A 20,902-nucleotide genomic window follows, 5' to 3' on the forward strand; every position below is an offset into this window, starting at 1 on the left:
GCCATCAGAAAACCCAGGGCCTCAGCAGTGTCACCACGGCGCCACCGATGCGATTCAACCCGCCGGTCATTCAGTGACATGCATTACCAAACGATCATCATCCAAATGAGATAGATCGGTATATTTCCGTTTCATGGATTCGCTACGGCTCAACGCTGGCACATGCCAGCGGCTTGCCAACCCGGGCGGCCCCATACCAACCGAAGGTACTACTCATACTCGTATGGCTTGTTGCCATTTGCCCGCACACGGCAGCGTCGTGCGCGCGGGCTCTGCTCACACATTTTTTCTTCCGAGGTGACCCCATGAAAACCGTTGCGCTGATCGCGATGACTTGTGTTGCACTCACTGCCTGTGGTGGCGGTGGCGACTCCTCCACTTCAGCCACGGGTTCGAACACGGGAACGGGAACCGGTACAGGAAATGGAACCGGAACGGGTACAGGCACGGGGCCGGGCACGGGTACCAATCCGGGCTCGGGGTCCAATGGCGGCAGCACGCTCACGCTGCGCTATGAAGCCCTGCCGCCCGCAGCAGATGCGGCGAGCTTCCTTGCCCTGGTGAACAGCGAAGGTGCAAAGGGTTTCCGCTATCTGAGCGACCGGTTCAACGCGTCGGGCGGCACCACGACCTCGGTCTTCGTCAACGACGGCACCGCGCAAACGTACACGTACGAACTGGTCGGCGCACAGAGCAGTCAGTCGGCCTTCCTCGCGCAGGCAAACGCCGAGGGCGCACGCGGCTATCGCTTTGAAGGTCCGCTGACGTATGGAAACCTGTACCGCAAGGACGGCGGCTCGTCAGCCACCTATACCTACGCAGCGGTAGCCTGGCCGACCAGCCAGGCCGCGTTCCTCACGCAAGCCAACGGGCAAGGACAGTCGGGCTACTGGCTGGTCGGCCCGATCATGCTCAGCTCGGCCAGCACGAGCCTGTACATGAAGAACAACGCGTCGAACGCGACCTACACCTACCATGCGCTCACACTGCCGACGACGTCGAGCAGCTTCATCGCGCAGGCCAACAGCGAAGGTGCAAACGGCTATCGCGCAAAGGGGGCATTGGGGTTCGGCGCCGACTCCGCGTGGGTCTACGTGAAGGACCAGACCCAATCGCCCACCTTCACGTACCAGTCGGCAACCATGCAGACAGCAAGCGCGGCGTTTATCCAGCAATTGAACGACCTTGGTGCGCAGAGCAATGCCTACCTTGGGGATCTCGTGCTCGGCACATCGGCGTCCTACTACTTCAAGGCCAGCAACTGCAGCGGGTTCCTCTGCACGACGCTGAATCCGCTGACGCAGAACTGAACACGCGTCACGCGCATCGGCTTGATCCAGGTCTGATGTCAGCCGGCTGATGTAGCTGGCGATCGCGGCGCTCCTGCTCCACTTCTGAACTGAACCTCTGAGGCTCACGCCTGAGGTTCAGAGCGCACTCATGGCGGGATCTGCTCGGCACCTCGAATCTTGTTTGCTTGGAACGCCGCGCTTTGAGCCCCACGCATACGGCTTTGGGGTTGATCAGCTCACCAGGCTGGAGGGGGGGTGCCGCTGGCGCTGTATTGGTGGGCGCTGTTAAAGGAATTGGAGCGGAGGCGGAGTCAATAGCAAGATGTAGTTGCTTTCCTCCGGACGGGCGGGGAAAGTACAACGCGGCGGCGCTTCGTGAATGTGGATGGTTGAGGATATGTGGCGGTTTTGGGGCCACGCGTGGATGTACTGCCAACCACCCGGACAGAAAATGTATCGAACTGGCCCCGGCGCATTCGTCATAGGTCAAGCAGCGCAAGAAGCACGCCCCGTGTTGAAGAGATCGTCGGTGCCATAGCCCCCCCCCGGAACACTCCAATGCCCCCCACCATCACTGCCTTTGAACGATCGCCCGACGGCGGCAAGGGACTGGCACGTGACACGCGCGTTCGCTGGGCGCTCGAAGAGGCCGGCCAGCCCTACAAGGTTCGGCTGGTTTCGTTCCAGACGATGAGGGAACCCGCACATCTGGGGCTGCATCCGTTTGGCCAGATTCCCACGTATGAGGAAGGCGATCTCGTGTTGTTCGAGACCGGCGCGATCGCTCTCCATATCGCCGAGCGCCATGCGGGTCTGAGTCTATTGCCGGACGATAACAATGCCCGGGCACGGGCGATCACATGGATGTTTGCGGCGCTCAACACCGTGGAGCCGCCGATCCTTGAACTCGCCACCGCCAGGCTTCAGGAGGGCGACAAGCCCTGGACCAAGGAACGCTTGCCGCTGGTCATGGATCGCATCCGTCATCGGCTGGAGCAGCTTTCTACTCGCCTGGGCGATGCCGAGTGGCTCGATGGTGCATTCAGTGCGGGTGACCTGATGATGGTGTCGGTGCTGCTCCGGCGGCGTCCATCAGGCCTGCTGGACGAATTTCCGAAGCTGGCGGCCTATGTCGCCCGCGGTGAAGCGCGGCCCGCTTACAAGCGAGCGTTCGCTGCGCAATTGGCGGTGTTTACGGGCAAGCTACCGGGCGGCTGACAAAGGGCCCGTGGGTTGCTAGTGGCGGGGATGAGCGGTTAAGCGTCTAAACGGAGGCAAACGATGGCACGTGTTCGCGTTGCATGTTTCACCATCTCGCTCGACGGCTACGGAGCGGGGCCAGATCAAGACATCAACAATCCGTTGGGCGTTGGCGGGTTCGAACTGCACCAGTGGCTGATCCCGACACGCACATTCCAGCGGACCCTGTTTGGCAAGGAAGGCGGCACGACCGGGGTTGACGATGATTTCGCCGCCCGTGGCTTTCAGAATGTCGGGGCCTGGATTCTCGGCCGGAACATGTTCGGCCCCATTCGCGGGGAATGGCCGGACACCAACTGGAAAGGCTGGTGGGGAGACAACCCGCCATATCACGTTCCAGTCTTCGTCTTGACCCACCATGCACGCCCGTCCATCGAGATGGAAGGCGGCACGACGTTCCACTTCATCACCGGGGGCATCCACGAGGCGCTCGACCGTGCGCGCGAGGCCGCTGCCGGAAAGGATGTGCGCATCGGCGGCGGGCTGAACACCATCCGGCAGTATCTTCGTGAACGCCTCATTGATGAATTGCACATTGCGGTCTCGCCGGTCTTGCTCGGCCGGGGAGAACCGCTGTTCGAAGGACTCGACTTGCGGGCGCTCGGGTACACGTGCGTGGAGTCCGTGGCATCAGAGAAGGCTACGCATGTTCTTCTGCGGCGCCAGGAGTAGGCGGTGGCCTGACGACTGGCGAACATGTCGACTCGAAACCCAGTGAAACAAAACATGCACTACGCTCGCCTGCTTCTCGCACTGTTGACTTGCGCCGCCAGCTTGACCATCACATCGACCTTTGCCCACGGTGCCGATATGACAGACGAGGCGTTTGGCCGGATGACGGGTGTCGATCCGCTGTGGGTTCACGTCACGCCGTGTCTTGCGGTCTCGACATTCGAGCAGTCGATGGCCAAGCAGCGAGCGAATGGCGTTACCTTGATCCAGCTACGTGAGCAGTTGCGGGACCAGTTGGCAAGCCACCCTGAAATCGACGAGATCATCGCAAAGCTCTACGCAGTAGAAGAGACAGCGATTCCTGCGGAGATCCGTCAACGGCACGTTGCCTGTGTTGGCAGAATCATTGGCGCGCCGCTCGAGCGCATCGACGCGTGCTATGCACGAAACTATGCACCGTTCCTGCAAGCCTTATTTGGCGCACATCCGCAAACGGCGGATCTGGTCGGCACCCGACAGGCCTATACCGCATGCCTGCAGGCGATGAAAGTGGAATGACCGCTTGCGAGCGTTCGTGAATACGCAAACTTCGCCCCACCATCCATTCCGGCGGACGCCTGCCTACGCCACTGAACAAGTACGTGAGGCCTAGCGAGATGCACAATCCAACACTCACGTTCACCAGTCAGGACGATTGGGAAACCTGGCTCGAAGCCAACGCAGAGGATGTGCCCGGTGTTTGGCTCCGCATCGCAAAGCGATCTGCCGAACAACCCACCGTGTCTTATGCACAGGCACTTGAGAGCGCCCTTTGCTACGGGTGGATTGATGGACAAAAGCAGGCGGAAAGCGAACACTACTGGCTACAGCGATTTACGCCTAGAACGGCCAAAAGCATCTGGTCGAAGATCAACAAGACAAAAGCCGAGGCGTTGGTTGCCTCCGGAAGGATGCGCCCCACAGGGCTTCGCGCAATCGATCTAGCCAAGCGCGACGGACGTTGGGAAGCTGCCTATTCATCTGCGAGTACATCAGTCGTGCCCGATGATCTGCAGCAAGCGCTCGACAGCAATCCGAAGGCAAAGCAATTCTTCACTACCCTGAATAGCCAAAACCGGTACGCCATTCTGTTCAGAATCCAGAACGTCAAGAAGGCCGAAACGCGTGCGAAGAAGATCGCTCAGTTCATCGACATGCTGAACAACGGCGAAAAGCTCCATCCATAGCATGACCGCGCAGACCGGTGAATCCACGCACTGGTCGCCCAATGTCCGCTCGGAGTCGTGAAGAGCCGTCTGCCTCTCGGTGCACAGGCGACGGCTTTTTTGCCAGAACTCGTCTATTTATTTTTTGAAATCAAACCAATCATATATTGGTTCAGATCACGGAAATCCTTAACCGTCCAAGGGTAAGGCGATAGCTTTACACCGTTCTCCAGTAACGTTTTTGGAATCAAGTCCCCGTTCGGGCGCAGTATTACCGACGAGACGATGACGCCCGGATAGTCACTCAGTCGCTTTTTGAAAGCGGATGTCGTTAGATCAGGCGTAGGCGGATTGCTTTTATTGGCCAACGGCCCCGTTCCTTTGGCATCTGCCCCGTGGCATATGGCACATCTTGCCAGAAAGAGCTTTTTCCCGTTATCGCTATCCGCAAAGGATAGTGATGTTTTGATAAGCAATGCAATTCCCAGTGAAGTGATGAATAACGCTCTCATTTTTTCTTAGTTTTTTATAAGCTCGATCCAAACCTAGATCAGTTGGACCTCAGCGGCACATCAAACTCAAAAGAACCCAGGCCAACCCTCGTGTTAACTGGATCCATCCCGTTCCACACAATGAATCATGACATCCTGCTTTGCAGGACAGCACTGAGTACCTTCGTGGGGTCGGAGACGGATGGTCGTAGGTCGTGTAATCACCGACCGCTTCCGGCCAGAAGCGGCCGTTCGGTATTCTTTCGCAATACGTTTCGTGGGTGCAATCCAATGTCTCGACACATCTTGTTCGCCTACGTTGATGGCGCAGACCTGAGCGACGTAGCGGAGCCTATTGAGCATCAGCTTCGGCTGTTTGTTGACGCCGAACGGTGGTCTGGCATGCCGCCAATAGTCATCAACCAACGCGCGCCAGTGTCCACTGTGCACGCTGGCGACTTCCCAGACTGGGACCTAGGGCTGAATCTGACTTTGCCCGACCTGGGAACGGAGGGTCCCGATTGGTTCCGAGACGTGGAAATCATTGCTCGGCACCTGGGGCGCCTCCATGCTCGTTTTCACCGGGACTTTGCCATTGGCATCTGTGACAACGTGACGGCCCTCGTGGAAGACTTGTACTTCGTAGAATCCGAGATTCTCGACCTTAACAAGCTGAAAGCTGCTATTGGGACCCGCATTACTTCGAGACCGTAGCCGGTGGCCGTTTCCGGCCAGAAGCTGACATTCCGGTATGCTCTCGCAGCGCAAAGCGGCCAAACTTCCTAATGCTGAAGCTGACCGAGAAACGTGGTCGCCAGACTATGCGTACTGACCGGCTCTTGGCCCCATAACCATGGAGGGGATTCGTGTTGGCAGCCTTGGGGTTTCCCCGTGCACCCGCCCCCGGAATCTGATCCTGACTAGAATGTGGCACCCGCTACAAATGAGCTCACGAATGACGACGAAACAAAGAGTTGCCACTGCACTGCTCGGCGCGCTCGCCTGGATCATCGTCGACCAGTCGACGAAGGTTGTATTCAAACAAATATTGACGCCCGGCGAAGTCGTTTCATTTCTTTCAGGAATCCTGCTGGTGCTTCCCACCTATAACCACGGTGCGTTCCTAAGCCTCGGGGCGGAACTGTCTGATGCGACTCGCAATATTGTTTTCATCTATGGCGTTCTGGCAATTCTGGTCGGCCTGTTCGGCTGGCTGCTGCGTTCGTCCAAGCTCGGCCGTACCGAAGTCATTGCGGTAGCTTGCATTCTGGGTGGAGGACTCAGCAACCTGTTCGATCGCTGTGTCTACGATGGCAGAGTTTTCGATTTCCTCAACATAGGCATCGGGCGACTGCGAACGGGTGTATTCAACGTCGCAGACGTTGGAATTATGCTCGGCGTGGCGCTCGTTCTCTTCCGTGGTGTAAAACACAGGCCTACCTTGCCAGGGTCCTCCACAGCGTGAGGAATTAGGGCCCAGAGCGTGGTCGATGTCTGCTTTGGATGATGTCGGCAGTCCGCTGCCGGCCAGTAGCGGTCGGTTGGTATTCCTTACGCCGTAGCCAGGGACCGCTGCCAGCCATAAGGATTCAATCGACGCGACCGCCACAAGCGTTGACCGCGGCGTACAGCCCTCCGATCATTCGACCAGTTATGAGGCTCAGATTTGCACAGACCGGATCATGATTTCGTTTGACACTGGAAGTCATCACTTCAATCTCAGGGCGGCTGCCGTCATCTTCCGCGGTGAGCACGTGCTATTGCATCGGGCGGATGGGGACACGTTTTGGACGCTTCCCGGAGGCAGAGTCGAGCCCGGCGAGCACGCCGCACGGACAGTTATTCGGGAGATGCAAGAGGAGGTGGGCGTAGCGATCTGCCCAGAAAAGACGCTGTGTATTGTCGAGAACTTCTTTACTCACAACGGGCAACCTAACCACGAACTCGGCATCTATATCGTTGCGAGTCTTGAACCCGGATCGCCGTTACTGGATTTGTCTGCTACGCACCTCGGTTCCGAGCAGGGCAAGCGGTTAACGTTCTCATGGTTTTCTCTGCAACAACTATCTGACATCGACTTGCGCCCCATCTTTCTTCAACGGTTGCTCCAGGCGGGAGATCTCTCTCTGGCACATGTCATCCAGCGGGAATCGCACTTCGAGATCTCATACTGAGCTAGCTTTTTCGATCGCCCCTCCCTGTGGCTGGACTATTTACTCCTGGCCATGTGTACGATCAAAAGCAAGGCCGTCGTAGAACATCTGCCTTCGAGAAAGACAAACATTTGCAAATCGCGCCCGTTAATCCCTGCAAGCGGCCGCTTCCGACCAAGAGCGGACTCACTCATTGTGTTCACCTAAGACTTGGAAGGATTAAACGCGATGTTTCGGCTTGTCTCCACGATTCTGATAGTAGGCGCGCTCGCCGGAAAAGCGACTGCAGGGGATGTCCCCGATGTTGTCCGCCAGTACGCTGATGCATTCGCGCAATCGCAGACGAAGGTTGAACAATTTTCGTCCGGTCTGTCACCACGCGAGGAGTATGCAGTCTGGTTCTTTCGCGGTTTCACCCATCCGTCCGGTGCCGGTGGGGTTCTCACCAAATCGGACTTGGTGAACAACGCGTATACCCAGGGTCAAACCTATTGGCGTGATTACCCATCCGAGCGCGACAAGATGTTTGCGGCGTACGGGTACGTCCCTATCGAGCGGGAAGGTGTTTGGTCGCACAGCTTCGAAGTAAGCGCGTTCCGACCAACCGATGCAGAGGGAGACAAGTGGTGGATCACCACACTCGGTGACGGGCCATGGCGCGACGCAGGAGTGGACAACGCCTGGAAAAGAAATAAGCCGTTTCGAGTACGCATCGTTGGGTATCTCAGCCCAAAGGGGCGCTACGGACATCTTGGTGCTTATGTGCGTGAGGTACTCGTTACGTCAGGTGTGCCGGTCGATACGGGAAATCAACTGTTGCCGACAGCTATGTCCCTCGTGCTCTTTGACCATCTGACCTTTTATAGTCGCGCGATTACGCCGTATGTCTGCGAGGACGACCTCAATATCGATTGGCTTAACCCTCGTGCCGAATTCTCTACGCAGGGCATTGCCTCGGTCGATGTAAGAGCGCAGTTGTTGCAACTTGCGGTTGGTAGCTGGGCTGCGGTGATGCCTTGCCGAGTGCATCCAGTCTTCGCGGCCTCCGGGCCTGCGGAGAGCGGCTGGTTTGCAGACCGCCCCAAGCGCTGAGTCACCAGGCTTTTGCAGTGGCTGAGCCGCGACCACCATCGCGGCGTGCGGTTACCTGCCTGCACCCAGATTGCCAACGACCGCTTTCGGCCAAATTCGGTCGTTGGTCCGCGTTTTCATACGGACGTTAAGGGTCGGCTCTGCTCAGGCAAGGGACCTTCACGCCCAGATTACGTTACGTCCGCCGCATCGCAAACTGTACAGTGTCGGTAACTGTACCGTGTCGCAAACTGTACAGTGTCGCGAACTGTACATGTTAGCCAGCTTAACGGGTTGTTATCCTATTCAACGAATAGACTGCAGATAGCTGACTAATCTATCGCTTCGAATAGGGACATCTCATGAAATTGCCGATCTATCAGATTGACGCATTTACGGATAAGGTATTTAGGGGCAACTACGCTGCGGTAGTGCCACTCGAACGCTGGTTGCCCGATAGTTTGATGCAGGCAATCGCCGCTGAGAACAACCTGTCCGAAACAGCATTCTTCGTGAAAAATTCCGACGGCGCATTCGACATCCGCTGGTTTTCTCCACTTACCGAAATCGCTTTTTGTGGACATGCCACGCTGGCAAGTGCATATGTGATCTTCCAGCGATGTGATGATTTGAAAGTCATCGAGTTTGTTGCGAAAGCGGTCGGTCGGCTTACCGTTTGCCATGCGCGTAACGGTCTGATCGAAATGAGCTTCCCGCAACGTCGGCCTGAAAAACTGAACGAAATACCCGCAAACTTGATCCAGGGGCTTTCGATACGGCCTCAAGAAGTGCTGATAAACCAGCAAGCCTATGTTGCCATCTACGGAACAGAACAGGAGGTACGATCCGTTGTACCTGAACTCAATCTACTGTCGGCACTTGGTCCGCTCGATGTCGTCGTAACAGCGCGCGGAGATGAGCATGACTTTGTGTCCCGCTACTTTTGGCCTGCCAATGGCGGAGATGAAGATCCGGTCACCGGATCAATTCACGCGGCGCTTGCGCCATTATGGTCTGACCGTTTGGGCAGATCAGAACTAGTGGCCATGCAGGTGTCACGCCGCAGCGGATTACTTCATTGTCGCGTACAAGACGAGCGGGTATATATCTCTGGTCACGCTGTTCAATATCTTGAAGGGACAATCGAAATCCCGGAAGCGTAGGAGCGACCGTTGTACCTTGCGGAAGCGGACGGTCGCCGGCAGTACCATCACCGCCCTCTCCCAGCCAAGAGCGGACCTTCAGAGGCGAAGCAGCAATTCGCTGAGGACTTGGAGTCAAATGACCAATTCCATAAAACGCATTCACTACATCCTGAACAGCCTTCGCGGTACGTGGCGGTTCGACTCCCGCATTAATTCCGAGAACATATGACTTCCAACGATTCGATTTTGCAAATCCTTGTCGCTCGCGAACTCGAGCTCCAGCAAACTGAACGCTTAAGCGAGAGTCGGTTGAGCGAGCTTCTGCACATTGAATTTGAAGAAATCGGCGTGTCCGGACGCAAGTACACTCGCGAGGAGATTATTCCCGCAATACCCTCGCGTGCCGCTTCCGCAGTGAGCATCGAGTCTGATGAGTTCACGCTGGCCAACCTAGGCCCTGATGTTGCATTGCTAACGTATCGCTCGGCTCTTCGGCACGGTGACGGCACCCTGAGCAGACATTCACTGCGGTCCTCGCTCTGGGTGCGTAGCAGGACCGGCCTATGGCAAATTCGATTTCACCAAGGCACGACATCGGCCACAGCCTGGTAACAGCTATGTTTGCTCGCTTTTTCCAGAAGCACTCGTCAAGGTAGACAACAACCGCCCCAATCAGCGCAGGGGCCACGGCGGCATGGCACTCGGAGCAGTGACCTGTTCGTGTCGACGGGAGCTACTGGTTGTCGGCACACTTACCGACCGCTTCCGGCCAAGAAGCGCCGTTCGGGTTCTTCGCTCTTCGGACACTCGATAGTCCGCTTCAGTTACACGAGCAGCCGTTCGAACAACAACTGACTCGGCCAAGCAGCGAAGGGCCGTTCCTTGCGCCGAGTATTAGCGCCTGTGACAAAGTATGTTGCGTAGCCCAGGCTCACCATCACACCACGTCAATTTCCCGATACCCATTCCGGATCGAGGGAATGATATCGACCACCTCGAAATAAGGTACTGAAAACAGAGCGGAATCGCGCAGACGTTCCATTACGCCATAAAACGTGCGCAAGTCACCTGCCTCAAATTGAGCGACATCGGTACAGCGCCCGCTGAATGCTTCGGCGTCGAAATGGCTGACCCGAACATCGGTACCTGCCAATGCAGTTTCCATGATCGCGGCAGAAAGTCCGTCGCGCTGAGAACGCGACATGGCAAGCCACGCTGGCGTGGTTTTGAGCAGCACAAATACGTTGTAACGACAGGTCGATCGATCCATGGGCTGAGCCTTGCATGAGGTTGGTGGTTCGATCAGTATGTGAGTTGTTGCTCGTATTTCGTACTCGCATTTTTCATTGATGACCGAGCCCTTCTCTTATCCGCGCAAACGGCCACGCCAGGCGCGCTCCGCTGCAACGTTCGAGGTCATTCTCGAAGCTTCTGCTCGCATTATCGAATCCACGGGATTCGACGGATTCAACACCAATGCGGTGGCGGATCTCGCAGGCGTCAGTATTGGCAGCCTTTACCAGTACTTTCCGTCGAAGCTCGCCTTGATTGTGGAGTTAATCAGGCGGGGGCGAGTCCTGCTTACCGACGACGTGATCGAAGCGATTCAGGTGCTACCGGGCGCGGGCCTGGAGGAGCAGATCGATCGGGTTATTGAGGCTGCAGTACGGCATCAGTTGGATCGTCCGGCTTTGGCGCGGACGCTTGAGTATGCTTCGACAATGATTGGAAGTGACCTCGAAGCGGATCAGCTTCAGCGCGACCTTGAAACAAGGGTGGCCGATCTGCTGCATCGGCATGGCATTCCTGAGGAGATGGTAGCGGCTCGCGATATCGTCGCCCTCAGCAAAGGCATGATCGATGCGGCGGGTGTAGCCGGAGAATCCGATAAAGCTGCGTTGAAGCAGCGTGTCAGACGGGCGGTGTTCGGGTATCTGGAATTGGCAAGAGCGCGGCAAGAGAAGTGAGAGGCCGTATTTTTCCGCGAAGTGGCCATTGATCTCACGCGAGTACCGTTGACTGCTTCGGGTCGGGAACGGCCGTCGGCGCACGGACGACGGCCTTCGGCCATAAAGCAACATCCGCCCTTCCCACAAGCAGCCATTCACGCCAGACCACGGCCTCGCCCAATACGCTTGAGGCACGCGACACCCATCGCGGACAATTCAACACTTCGAAACGCTTGATGCACCCCCGCCAGGAAGACATGAAGAACCAGAACTTGCGCGCACCATCGACATTGCTCTTCCTGCCAGGGGCATCTGGCAACACTGCGTTCTGGCAGCCGCTCGCGAGTCAGCTCACGCACCCTGCCACGCAGGTCTTCCTTGGGTATCCAGGGTTCGGTCAGGAGCCCGCCGCGCCCGATGTCAACGACATCGACGATCTCGTGCGAAGGGTCGTATCCCGCATCGACCGCCCCACCGCCTTGATCGCCCAATCCATGGGAGGTGTGCTTGCGATTCGCGCGGCGCTGGAGAAGCCTGACCTGGTGACCCACCTGGTTCTGACGGTGACTTCCGGCGGAATCGACACACGCGCACTGGGTGCCGCGGATTGGCAAACCGAATTCATCCAAACCAATCCGACCTTCCCGGATTGGTTCACATCGTTCAAGGCCGACCTGACGGATGCGCTGAGCCGGATCACACAGCCTGTCCTGTTGCTTTGGGGAGATGCCGATCCAATCAGCCCGGTCGCGGTTGGCCGGCGGTTGGGTGAACTGCTGCATGACGCGCAGTTGCACGTCGTCTCAGGTGGCAACCACAACCTGGCACATGAGCATGCGGCGCAGCTGGCGCCCTTGGTTGATGCCCACTTGTTGCGGCAAGGCACCCGCGACAGCAACCGCGCTTGAAAACGCACGCGTGAGTAATGGCTTTCGGAGGGCGTGATGGCCCGGAGCGCATCGAACCGGCAGCCGTGCATGCATCGTTGTTGAAGCACGGCAAAGGGAGCGGCAGACGCTCACTGCAAGAGATGGGCGTCGACATCCAATGCCGTTTCAGCAGCGCCACCCATCAGGCCGCGGTAGTAGAGATGGACGCCAACCGCCAACGAATCATGGCGAATTTCGTGCAGCGCGCGCCATGCTTCAGAAGGGTCTTCGAACACGAGGTAGCGTGCCTCACTCTCCACCAGCGTGGCGACCCCATGGAGCCCATGGCGATGCAGTGCGTCCACCAGATGGTCCAGGCTGCGGTGTGTGCGGGCGTCGGTGTGTGGGTAAAGCATGTGCAGCACGGCGATAGGCTGGGAAGATGATTGCGCGGTAAACGCGGCAACGATGTCGCGATGTTGAAGGGCCGTGACCGTGTTGTCGGCCTTGGAGCGGACGGACAAGTGTCCGGTGTCGAGCGTAGTGTTCATGGCATACCTCCTGGGTCGTCAGCAGAATGACGGTGCATCGAAGGTAGGAAGCGTCACTGGATATTGCAATGCACAAAAGCGGAACACATTGTTCCGTTTGCTGCGAGGAACTCGCACTGGCAACGGCGGCCGGCTGCGGCGTCTATCCGCTCTGGATCATGAACAAAGAGGCGAATACAGCATGAAGCCCCTGGATCTGACGCGTTTCGACCTCAACCTTCTGGTTGTGCTTGAGGCGCTATGGGCCGAAAGGCACGTCGGCCGCGCGGCCGAACGATTGCATTTGTCGCAGTCCGCAACCAGCCACGCCTTGTCGAGGCTGCGTACCGCCTTCGACGATCAGCTTTTCATTCGCAACCCCCGCGGGATTGTGCCGACGCCGCTTACCGTCGAGTTGATGCCGAGAGTGGAGGCGGTGCTCGAGTCGGTCAGGCTCGTCGCCAGCCCGCGTGGCCCGTTCGATCCAGGTCGTCTGCAGACGACCCTCTCGGTGGCGGCCACCGATCACGCCGTATTGACCGTCATCGCGCCCGTTCTCGACAGGATCCAGGCCGCCGCGCCGGACGTCGTGCTGAAGCTCGGGCCGGCCGATAGCGAATCCGCTCTGCGCATGTTGGACGCCGGCGAAATCGACATCGTGGTGGGGTCGGGCTCGTTCTTCCAGATGCCGCAGCGATTTGATTGCCAGCTTGCCCATAAGGAGCGCTTCGTCGGTATCGCGCGCAAGGGCCATCCGGCGCTGATCAAGCGAGGCAGGAAGCTGCACATGGATCTGGATGACTTTGCTCGCCTGCCTCACATTCTGGTCTCGCCACGCGGCGATACACGGGGCGCAGTCGACGTTGCGTTGGAGGGCCTCGGCCGCACCCGCAAGGTGAGCGTCACCTGCCCCAGCTTTCTGGCGGTTCCGTTCATGGTCGGCGCTTCACAGTCGATTGCGGTTGTGGCCGAACGGGTCGCATTGCGGATGCAGGAGACCGCACAGCTGAGTCTTTTTGAGTTGCCCCTGGCGCTACCAACCTGGGAGGTGTTCGTGATTCGAGCCCGAGGGCGCGCCAACGAGCCCGCCGTTGAGTGGATCACGAACATGATGATCGCCGGCTGAACGTCGGGCGGCGCTGGCCGCAACCGGAACCCTCGGGGCGATGCATCTCGTGCATCGACATGATGTGCAGATGCCATTGGATCGGATACCGCGGTCCTCCTAGAGTTGGGGCGTGTTGATTCAACCAGCCAGGAGCACCCGATGCAAACCGCGCCCACCTTGGTCATGATCCCTTGCTTTGCCGGGGCCCCATGGCAGCTTGACCAGTTGACCAACTTGCGAGGCCGCACCATGCGGACCCTGCGCTTGCCCGACAACGTGCACACACTGGAAACGCTGGCCGACTTCATCCTTGACCAGGTGAAGGACCTCGAACACTACGTGTTGGTTGGCGATTCGTACGGCGCGGTCTCCTCGATCGCCGTGGCGACGCGGCAGCCGAAGGGCCTTGAGGGTCTGGTGATTTCGGGCGGTTTTGCCAAGAGCCCGATCACCTCGCCCTTGCTCAAGACGCTGGCCTCGCTTGCACCGCTCTTCCCCGGGCCGTTCTACCGGCAGACGACCCTTCGGATACACGCAGCGCAGTTGGCTTCGTCATTTGACAAGGAAGGAGAGATTCCCTGGTCAACCAGAAAGAGTCGCGACTTCTTCGTCAAAGAAACGCCCCACAAGGCCTACGTCAACCGCATGCGCTCGATCGAGAAAGCGGACTACACGGCCCTGTTGAAGAAGATCAACGTCCCCACGCTGATCCTGACGCCCGAGGAAGACAAGCTGATCGGCAAGGAAGCTGCGGGGATCCTTCTGAACGGCATCAAGGGCGCGCAGGAAGTCATCATGCCGCGCACCGGCCACATGTTCAGGTTCTCGCATCCTGGCGCCTACTCGCTTGAGATCAAGAAGTTTCTGGAGCGGGCATCGCTTTAAGCATGTGCACACGCGGGCTTCACGCTCAAGGGCCAGACGGCTGATGCACCGTCTTGAGCGTTGTCGGTTCCGAAGCCCGCGCGTACGTGCACTCAGTACTCAAGAGCAGATTCCTGTTGCGGTGGAGTTGGCGTTGATGGTTGGCGTATTGAAGTCGACGATGTGCGGGTTCCCACTCGCGCATGCCATCACCCAGGCTTTCTGGCCTTGCACGGCCGTGCCCAGGAGGATGTCCGTCTGCCCAGCGCCCAGTGAATCGGAGCCCTGCTCATACACATAGCCGGTGGGGCTGTAGGAAGCCGCATGGCCCTGGCAAACGAACAGTGACCCCGTTGAGCTGGGCGCCGTAGCGTAGAGGTTGCAGTAGGAATAGCCAATTCTCGCGTTGCAGGTATTCGTCACGGTAATCGAGCCCTGCGCGTTGCTGCCCATACGCAAGCAATTGACAGCGCTTGTGCCGGAGTTGGTGCTGATGCTGCCGCCACCACCGCCACCACCGTTGCTTCCGCCGCCATTGCCGGGCGTGCCGCCATTGGAACCCGCCCCCACGTAGACGTTGAGGCCGGCGTGGTCACCGCCCGCGCAGTTGCTGTAGGCAAAGCCGTAGCCCGTTGTCGTGCTCGGATTGACGGTCACGTTCAGGCCTTTGGCAAACGTCTGTGCATTGGTGAACCAATCGGCTTGGGTCACGCCCGTGCTGCAGCTTGCGCTGAGCACGACGTTGGTTCCCGCCGGCAACGGGCTGTTTGCCGTAGAGGCTGGAGACGCGGACACCGTGCATTGCGGTTTGACGGCGCTGCAGCTTGCGCCGTCGCCGGTGAGGGAACCACCCGACCCGGACGCATTGGCGCTGCCATCGTCGGCACCGCCGCCGCATGCGGCGACTATCAAAACGGCGCTTGCACATAGAAGCAAGGTCGCCAGCCGATTTGTACGTTTCATTGTTATCTCTCCCTGTTCTGAATATGGCCTGAGCCTTGGACGTGGGTGTCGCTCAGGTAGGGCAGAAATATCAAACCGGCGGAACGCAAACATCCCCAAATTTAGGGGCGCTGTGCGATGGGAGAAGACATTGGTAAGGAAACTGCATCGGCAGTTCGATGCCGAGGGTGTTCGGTGCGAGTTCCCAAGCTACGCCTGCGAGACGTCGGCGGAGTACCACGTGGGTTTTTTGGATGGGATCGGGGTATATCTGCTCGCCACGCTGGAGGAGTTGGAGCGTGGGTGGGTTAAACAAAAAGGTGTAGTTATTTTCTTCGAGACGGGCAGAGAGAGTGTCGGGAGGATAGTTTTCCTGATCTAGAATCACATGTGCAAATAAATGGAGGCGCGCCAGCACTATTAATTCGCACTTGCTTCGGCTCGCTGCAGCAGCGTATCTTTTTAACCCTTTATATCCAATATATAAAAAATGAATTATTCATCATCCACAACGGAAATCATGGATAATCTCTTGCCTCATTGCCGAACCGCACTAGAGACGACGACTGCCGACCCTGCTCGCGCTGGCAGGTTGGATGAGTTGGCAAAATCCATCTCTTTGCTGGAAAAATTCGTTCGCGGCTATGAGCATATCAATGACCCTGCCATAAAGACTGATGACGAGATCCTGAACTGGGCTTTCTCGGAAACGTCAACCGATTTCGCTAGCGCAATTTGGCTTCTTGCCTCAGGTTTCTATAAAGCGTCAGCGGCATCACTTCGAAATGCGCTAGACATTGCGGCTGCATCCTTATACTTTCAAATTCGAGAGAATGCTGCCCCGAAGACTGGAGGCTACAACCGCTTCTTCGCTGAATGGGATCGTGGCGATCGGGACACCCCGAACTGGGGAGAAATGAAACCCGTCATTCAGAATCAACCGTCCATCAAGAGTTTTAATATTTCCCACCACACGGACATCGTTGATTATGCATACTCGCATTTCAAGCACCTTTGCGCCTACACCCATACAAGGGCTTTCGCGGACAACGGAGATCCGGTTACATCAATAAATACGACGGGTGTTTCCCCAGCATTTAACGGTCACCTTTTCGACCGCGGCTGCGACATGACCGAGAAAACCATTGGTGTCATTGCCGTCCTATGGCAGGTTGTTTATCCGCAGATCGTGACGACGAAGCCTCTGGGTCCAATCTCTAGCACAGCCTACACAAAGTTGTTCCCGCTGCCGCACGGCCCATCGGCTCTGATGCACAAATAAGTCAATTGCGTCTCACCATTGTCCAAAGAAACCCGGCGTTCAGACCCTCCCACCCGTCACTAGGTAAATTCTACGAATAGAAACGGTAACTAGGTACGATACTTGAACTCGCGAACCACCCGATAAACACATGATGAACGCACAACTAGATCCAATACGCGCTACGGAAAACCTTCCGATAGGTGAACCGTTTGCGAATCTGCTTACGCTCAAGAAAGTAGAGGTCATCGCGCAGGTCATAGAGCGCCTACTAGATCAACTCGATGAACAGGACCGCTGGGCCTCGCTGCACGAATGGCAATGCTTGCAGGAGGCAATCCAGTGGCTCCAACTTTGCGGTGCGGACGGCCTCCAAGATGTCCTGGAGCGTGCTCTGGAAGCCTGCATGGACGGAGAACCATTACAACCGTCGGGTGGCCCGCCGGCCAGATTGCGGCAAAGTCTCCATGAGGCGACTAAGGCGCGAAGAGAACAATTTCAGGTCTGATCGCCTTGGCAGATACAGCAGTTGCTCCAAACGCGACCGCATGAGGCTCTCGGAATTCCGGGTGCAGGTCAGCAAGAAGCCATCAAACGCCTCGGTCACTGCATGGCGTCTTGCAGCTGGAGATGTTCTGCACTGCCTTCTCAAAAGCGGCAATGGACTCCGGGCGTGAAGCAGTCAAGTACCACGCAAATCAGCTGCGCGGTGCCAGTCCCTGGCGTCAGCAGATCATCTGGCGCGACTACCCCCGGAGCACCTATCGCCCCTCGCACTAGGCAACGTGTGCAGCCTGATTAACACCAAAGATTTATTATCAAACCTTCTTTTGTCAAATGAGATAGATCGGTATACATTCACCCTCACCTCTTGTGTTGACGCTGGCCAGGGTTGAAGAAAACCCAACGCACGCGCACCACGAAGCTCCCGCCAGACCCGTACGAAAGACTCCAAACCCGCCGTGGCGCCTGCAGGTATGGCGAGCGCTTGGCGTGTGCTGGCTGGACTCATCCTTTTTTCAACAGTCATTCGATTTTGAAAACAGAAATGAAAAAGACACAGCTCGTGGGTTTTCCCGTGGTGATTCTGGTCAGCCTGGTTCTGGCGGCTTGCGGTGGTGGTGGTGATAACCAGCCCGCCACCGGTTCAACCAGTGGCTCGAACAGCGGTTCAACCGGTGGCTCCGGTGGCTCCGGTGGAGGCACTGGCGGCGGCACGACCGGCGGCGGCACAACGCCCCAGGGCTCAAACCTTGAGTGCGATCCGGTGTATCAGGCGAGCGATACCGTCAACGTGCACCTCTACACGCAGGCAACGGCAACAAGCCCAGTCGTGGACGGTGGCGTCTTTGTCCGCACCTATTCGTCGACAACGTTTCAGGGGACGTCGCTCACACAGCAGGTTGAAACCGGCACGGGATCGACGCTGCCTGTCCATGACTACTATCTCGTCGGGAATGGCACGCGCACGCATTACGGTTCGGAGGCGTATCAGCCCGCATCCGCAGGCGGCGGCTTGGCGTTGCGGGACGTGTACACGCCTCCGTATGTCGAGGCGATCGGGCTTGCGACCAGCGAATCGATCAGCTACCTGGATGCGCCCACCATTCCAACCGGCGGGCTTCAATCGGCCGTGTCAACGCAGCGCACTTATATCGGGCGCGAGACCGTGAACCTCAAGAACGGTAAGTCGTTCAGCAATGTGTGCCACTACCAAACGACACAGACGGCGTCCAACTCCGTCCGGACGGTGACGACGACAGCGGACGAATGGTTCGCCCCCGGGGTCGGCATGATCAGGACGGTTGCCAATATCGGCGGGATCACCATCGTGACGCGGGAGCTGGAATCTGCCACCGTGGCAGGGAAGACTTACTGACCTCACGCTGACTTGGCCATTCAAGCGCTGCAGCGGTCGTCACGAAGACAATCCACGTCATGATTGAACGGGCCTTTTGGCCCGTTTTCATTGGCGCATGGCAGCCCCGTCGAGCCAGCGCAGGACAGACGTCAGACGCTGCGTTCAGGCGCCAAGCCTCGGGCTTCGCTCAGCATGCATTTGGGGGAACCCGGTTTCGCACGCATCCAGCGAACGAGCGGCGAATACGGCTTGCTTTACGAGACCGAGGCAACAAGGCCGGAGCGCGCAGTCACACCACCACCTCCGTCCGGCTCACCACCTCCTTCAACCCCATGAACAACCGCACCTGCCGTACACGGCTGCCGGAGCGGAATGACGTCGATCAGGTCCACTCCGGAATGTCGGGCACGCGAAGCTGCTCGACCTCCGGCAGATCAAACCCAAAGTGGTCTGCAAGCAGCGTGCGCAACGCAGTGCGGTCGGCCAATTCGATCTTGTGCGACGTGCCTGCACGCACGATGGTGACGTTGCGGTTCAACACGGAGACGCGCCCGTCTTTCGTCAACGCACGCAGCAAGATCTGATTGCGGAACGGTGATGCCGGATACGTTGCCGTGAAGTGGTTCCCCATTTCAAAATCGGCCGGACCTTCCTCCTCCAACGTCGACACCCAGGCATCAACGGGCGGTTTGTCGCCCACTTGCGCGCGCAGACTCCAGCGGTTTGCGTCGCGCACCATCCAATGGGTTTCGCTGTCGATCGTGGCCGGCACGCCCTCTTCCAGCGGCACCGGCACGCGCGGCGCCAGCGCGCCAAATCCGGCGTCGACCACAAACGTGCCCGCCTCCAGCGGCACGGTCAGGAACATGTGCGTGCGGGCCATCTCGGTGCGGGGTCTCAACACAGTCACCCGCGCCAACTGGCGGACCGGCTGAAAGCCGAGCTGCTCCAACACCGCGGCAAACAGCGTCGAATGCTCAAAGCAGTAGCCACCGCGGCGTGCACGCACGAGCTTGTTCTGGATGCTGTCGAGGTCGATACGAATGCCGCGCCCAAGCAGCACATCCAGGTTCTCAAACGGGATGTGCTGCATGTGGGCGCGCAGCAACCCGGCCAAGGTGTCGTAGCTGGGGCGGACATCGCCGCCCCATTCGATGCGCTTGAAGTACGCGTCCAGATCAATGGAAGGTGTCACGTGCAACGTCCTTGCGAAATGACCGAAGGCATGACTATGCACGAGCTTTCGAGCGGCGGCGGAATTGCTGTTCCGTCACGGTGCTACCCCACTGCGTACCTTCTTCTTCCCGCGTGAGCACAAAGCCGAACGACTCGTAGAGGTGGCGGGCCGCATCCAAGCCCTTGAAGGTATCGAGATAGGTTTCATCAAAACGCGCGTCGGCAAAGCGCATGGCGCGCGACATGAGTTCGCGCCCAATGCCGGTGCCGCGCAAGGCATCGTCGACGATGAACCACCGCAGGTGCGCAGCGTGGTAGTGCGGGTTGCCGTCCATCGCCAGCGAAGCCAGGCAGCGGCCGTTCTCCACGCATAGCCACAACGCCTTGTTGTCGTCAGGCAGCGCGGCCGCAAACGTGGCCAGCTCCGTTGCGACCCTGCGCTCGAAGAACACGCCGAACCCCCAGTGCTGGGCATAGAACCGGCCATGCAGGCTGGCAATGTCGCCAATGCAGCCGGGCACGTAGCCTTGCACGATCTGTGGGCCGGCATCTGCGGCATCTGCGGCGCCTTGCTGCGGCTTGTGGTCGTTGTCATCGGCCAGCGCGCTGACGTATTGCGATAGTGATGTCACCAATCGCTGTTGATCCTCCGGGGTGAGGTGGCGCAGCGCGTTGGAGACCTGGTCCGACGCAAACGCGTCGATCTTGCGGCGCAATTGCTGGCCGGCCTTGGTCAGGTACAACTTAGAAGAGCGGGCATCGTCGCTAGAGGTGCGGCGCTCGATCAGCCCGGCGGATTCCAGCCGCGTGACCTGGCGGCTGGTGCTCGACTTGTCCAGCCGCAACAGCTCGGCCAAGTCACGCGCGGGGATGCCGGGCGCCCCGGCAATCTCCAGCACCGCATGCACCGCCGAGGGCGCGAGATCGCTCTCGGCCAGCGTATTGCGCATGAAGCCGAGTTCGCGAACAAGCTTGCGCGACACCTCGCGCAGCTCACGGATGGTCTGCTCCCGCGATTGGGCGGGTGCCTCGATGAAGTCCATGCCAGCCCCA

At 58.4% G+C, this 20,902-nt stretch carries 23 protein-coding genes; 17 read left to right on the plus strand and 6 right to left on the minus strand.

The genetic code is table 11. The features are described 5' to 3' along the window. Window positions 1-305 precede the first annotated feature (305 nt). From ACS13N_RS19210 to ACS13N_RS19230, 5 genes are all read left to right on the plus strand, one after another. Window positions 306-1,310, plus strand: a complete 1,005-nt coding sequence (locus tag ACS13N_RS19210) for a hypothetical protein (RefSeq protein ID WP_438933213.1) — start codon at window positions 306-308, stop codon at window positions 1,308-1,310. Between the two features lie 540 nt (window positions 1,311-1,850). After that, window positions 1,851-2,510, plus strand: a complete 660-nt coding sequence (locus ACS13N_RS19215) for a glutathione S-transferase family protein (RefSeq protein ID WP_438933214.1) — start codon at window positions 1,851-1,853, stop codon at window positions 2,508-2,510. A 63-nt stretch (window positions 2,511-2,573) separates the two neighbouring features. Further along, window positions 2,574-3,224, plus strand: coding sequence for a dihydrofolate reductase family protein (locus ACS13N_RS19220; RefSeq protein WP_438933215.1), 651 nt, complete (start codon window positions 2,574-2,576; stop codon window positions 3,222-3,224). Between the two features lie 54 nt (window positions 3,225-3,278). Beyond that, window positions 3,279-3,782: a hypothetical protein gene (locus ACS13N_RS19225; RefSeq protein ID WP_438933216.1), complete on the plus strand. Its 504-nt coding sequence runs from the start codon at window positions 3,279-3,281 to the stop codon at window positions 3,780-3,782. Window positions 3,783-3,880: 98 nt separating this feature from the next. Further along, the gene (locus ACS13N_RS19230; protein ID WP_438933217.1) at window positions 3,881-4,450 is read left to right on the plus strand and encodes a YdeI/OmpD-associated family protein; all 570 of its coding nucleotides are present in this window, start codon (window positions 3,881-3,883) and stop codon (window positions 4,448-4,450) included. A gap of 113 nt (window positions 4,451-4,563) precedes the next feature. On the opposite strand, the gene ACS13N_RS19235 is transcribed toward ACS13N_RS19230, so the two are convergent. Beyond that, the gene (locus ACS13N_RS19235) at window positions 4,564-4,941 is read right to left on the minus strand and encodes a c-type cytochrome (protein ID WP_438933218.1); all 378 of its coding nucleotides are present in this window, start codon (window positions 4,939-4,941) and stop codon (window positions 4,564-4,566) included. 934 nt (window positions 4,942-5,875) lie between these two features. On the opposite strand from ACS13N_RS19235, the gene lspA reads away from it, so the two are divergent. The 5 genes from lspA (at window position 5,876) to ACS13N_RS19260 (ending at window position 9,901) form a co-directional block, all read left to right on the plus strand. Next, window positions 5,876-6,385 (plus strand): signal peptidase II, encoded by a 510-nt coding sequence (lspA, locus tag ACS13N_RS19240; protein ID WP_438933219.1) that lies wholly within the window; start codon window positions 5,876-5,878, stop codon window positions 6,383-6,385. A gap of 217 nt (window positions 6,386-6,602) precedes the next feature. Further along, window positions 6,603-7,094, plus strand: a complete 492-nt coding sequence (locus tag ACS13N_RS19245) for an NUDIX hydrolase (protein WP_438933220.1) — start codon at window positions 6,603-6,605, stop codon at window positions 7,092-7,094. A 207-nt stretch (window positions 7,095-7,301) separates the two neighbouring features. After that, window positions 7,302-8,165, plus strand: coding sequence for a hypothetical protein (locus ACS13N_RS19250; protein WP_438933221.1), 864 nt, complete (start codon window positions 7,302-7,304; stop codon window positions 8,163-8,165). A gap of 341 nt (window positions 8,166-8,506) precedes the next feature. Continuing rightward, entirely contained in the window at window positions 8,507-9,307 is an 801-nt protein-coding gene (locus ACS13N_RS19255; RefSeq protein ID WP_438933222.1) for a PhzF family phenazine biosynthesis protein, read from the plus strand. Between the two features lie 207 nt (window positions 9,308-9,514). Continuing rightward, the gene (locus tag ACS13N_RS19260; RefSeq protein WP_438933223.1) at window positions 9,515-9,901 is read left to right on the plus strand and encodes a DUF4440 domain-containing protein; all 387 of its coding nucleotides are present in this window, start codon (window positions 9,515-9,517) and stop codon (window positions 9,899-9,901) included. 325 nt (window positions 9,902-10,226) lie between these two features. Here ACS13N_RS19260 and ACS13N_RS19265 read toward each other — a convergent pair whose 3' ends face one another. After that, the gene (locus tag ACS13N_RS19265; RefSeq protein ID WP_438933224.1) at window positions 10,227-10,559 is read right to left on the minus strand and encodes a darcynin family protein; all 333 of its coding nucleotides are present in this window, start codon (window positions 10,557-10,559) and stop codon (window positions 10,227-10,229) included. Between the two features lie 79 nt (window positions 10,560-10,638). Here ACS13N_RS19265 and ACS13N_RS19270 point away from each other — a divergent pair, with 79 nt between their 5' ends. Continuing rightward, window positions 10,639-11,256, plus strand: a complete 618-nt coding sequence (locus ACS13N_RS19270) for a TetR/AcrR family transcriptional regulator (RefSeq protein WP_438933225.1) — start codon at window positions 10,639-10,641, stop codon at window positions 11,254-11,256. A 254-nt stretch (window positions 11,257-11,510) separates the two neighbouring features. After that, entirely contained in the window at window positions 11,511-12,146 is a 636-nt protein-coding gene (locus ACS13N_RS19275) for an alpha/beta fold hydrolase (protein ID WP_438934449.1), read from the plus strand. Window positions 12,147-12,256: 110 nt separating this feature from the next. Here the strand turns inward: ACS13N_RS19275 and ACS13N_RS19280 are convergent, their stop codons facing one another. Beyond that, complete coding sequence (locus ACS13N_RS19280; protein ID WP_438933226.1) at window positions 12,257-12,658, minus strand: hypothetical protein; 402 nt, start codon at window positions 12,656-12,658, stop codon at window positions 12,257-12,259. A gap of 181 nt (window positions 12,659-12,839) precedes the next feature. Here ACS13N_RS19280 and ACS13N_RS19285 point away from each other — a divergent pair, with 181 nt between their 5' ends. Together ACS13N_RS19285 and ACS13N_RS19290 are read left to right on the plus strand one after the other, a co-directional pair. Next, window positions 12,840-13,763: a LysR family transcriptional regulator gene (locus ACS13N_RS19285; protein WP_438933227.1), complete on the plus strand. Its 924-nt coding sequence runs from the start codon at window positions 12,840-12,842 to the stop codon at window positions 13,761-13,763. 165 nt (window positions 13,764-13,928) lie between these two features. Continuing rightward, window positions 13,929-14,630: an alpha/beta fold hydrolase gene (locus ACS13N_RS19290; RefSeq protein WP_438934450.1), complete on the plus strand. Its 702-nt coding sequence runs from the start codon at window positions 13,929-13,931 to the stop codon at window positions 14,628-14,630. 99 nt (window positions 14,631-14,729) lie between these two features. Here ACS13N_RS19290 and ACS13N_RS19295 read toward each other — a convergent pair whose 3' ends face one another. Continuing rightward, a complete protein-coding gene (locus ACS13N_RS19295) occupies window positions 14,730-15,320 on the minus strand; it encodes a hypothetical protein (RefSeq protein WP_438933228.1) in 591 nt (196 codons plus the stop codon). A gap of 751 nt (window positions 15,321-16,071) precedes the next feature. Between ACS13N_RS19295 and ACS13N_RS19300 the strand changes: the two genes are divergently transcribed. The 3 genes from ACS13N_RS19300 (at window position 16,072) to ACS13N_RS19310 (ending at window position 18,691) form a co-directional block, all read left to right on the plus strand. Next, entirely contained in the window at window positions 16,072-16,833 is a 762-nt protein-coding gene (locus ACS13N_RS19300; RefSeq protein ID WP_438933229.1) for a hypothetical protein, read from the plus strand. A 130-nt stretch (window positions 16,834-16,963) separates the two neighbouring features. Further along, a complete protein-coding gene (locus ACS13N_RS19305) occupies window positions 16,964-17,320 on the plus strand; it encodes a hypothetical protein (protein ID WP_438933230.1) in 357 nt (118 codons plus the stop codon). 540 nt (window positions 17,321-17,860) lie between these two features. After that, a complete protein-coding gene (locus tag ACS13N_RS19310) occupies window positions 17,861-18,691 on the plus strand; it encodes a hypothetical protein (RefSeq protein ID WP_438933231.1) in 831 nt (276 codons plus the stop codon). A gap of 364 nt (window positions 18,692-19,055) precedes the next feature. On the opposite strand, the gene ACS13N_RS19315 is transcribed toward ACS13N_RS19310, so the two are convergent. Further along, entirely contained in the window at window positions 19,056-19,868 is an 813-nt protein-coding gene (locus ACS13N_RS19315) for an arylamine N-acetyltransferase family protein (RefSeq protein ID WP_438933232.1), read from the minus strand. Between the two features lie 34 nt (window positions 19,869-19,902). Next, window positions 19,903-20,892, minus strand: coding sequence for a bifunctional helix-turn-helix transcriptional regulator/GNAT family N-acetyltransferase (locus ACS13N_RS19320; RefSeq protein ID WP_438933233.1), 990 nt, complete (start codon window positions 20,890-20,892; stop codon window positions 19,903-19,905). Window positions 20,893-20,902 lie beyond the last annotated feature (10 nt).

Source organism: Ralstonia sp. 24A2, from assembly GCF_051783885.1.
In the GTDB taxonomy this organism is placed as follows: domain Bacteria; phylum Pseudomonadota; class Gammaproteobacteria; order Burkholderiales; family Burkholderiaceae; genus Ralstonia.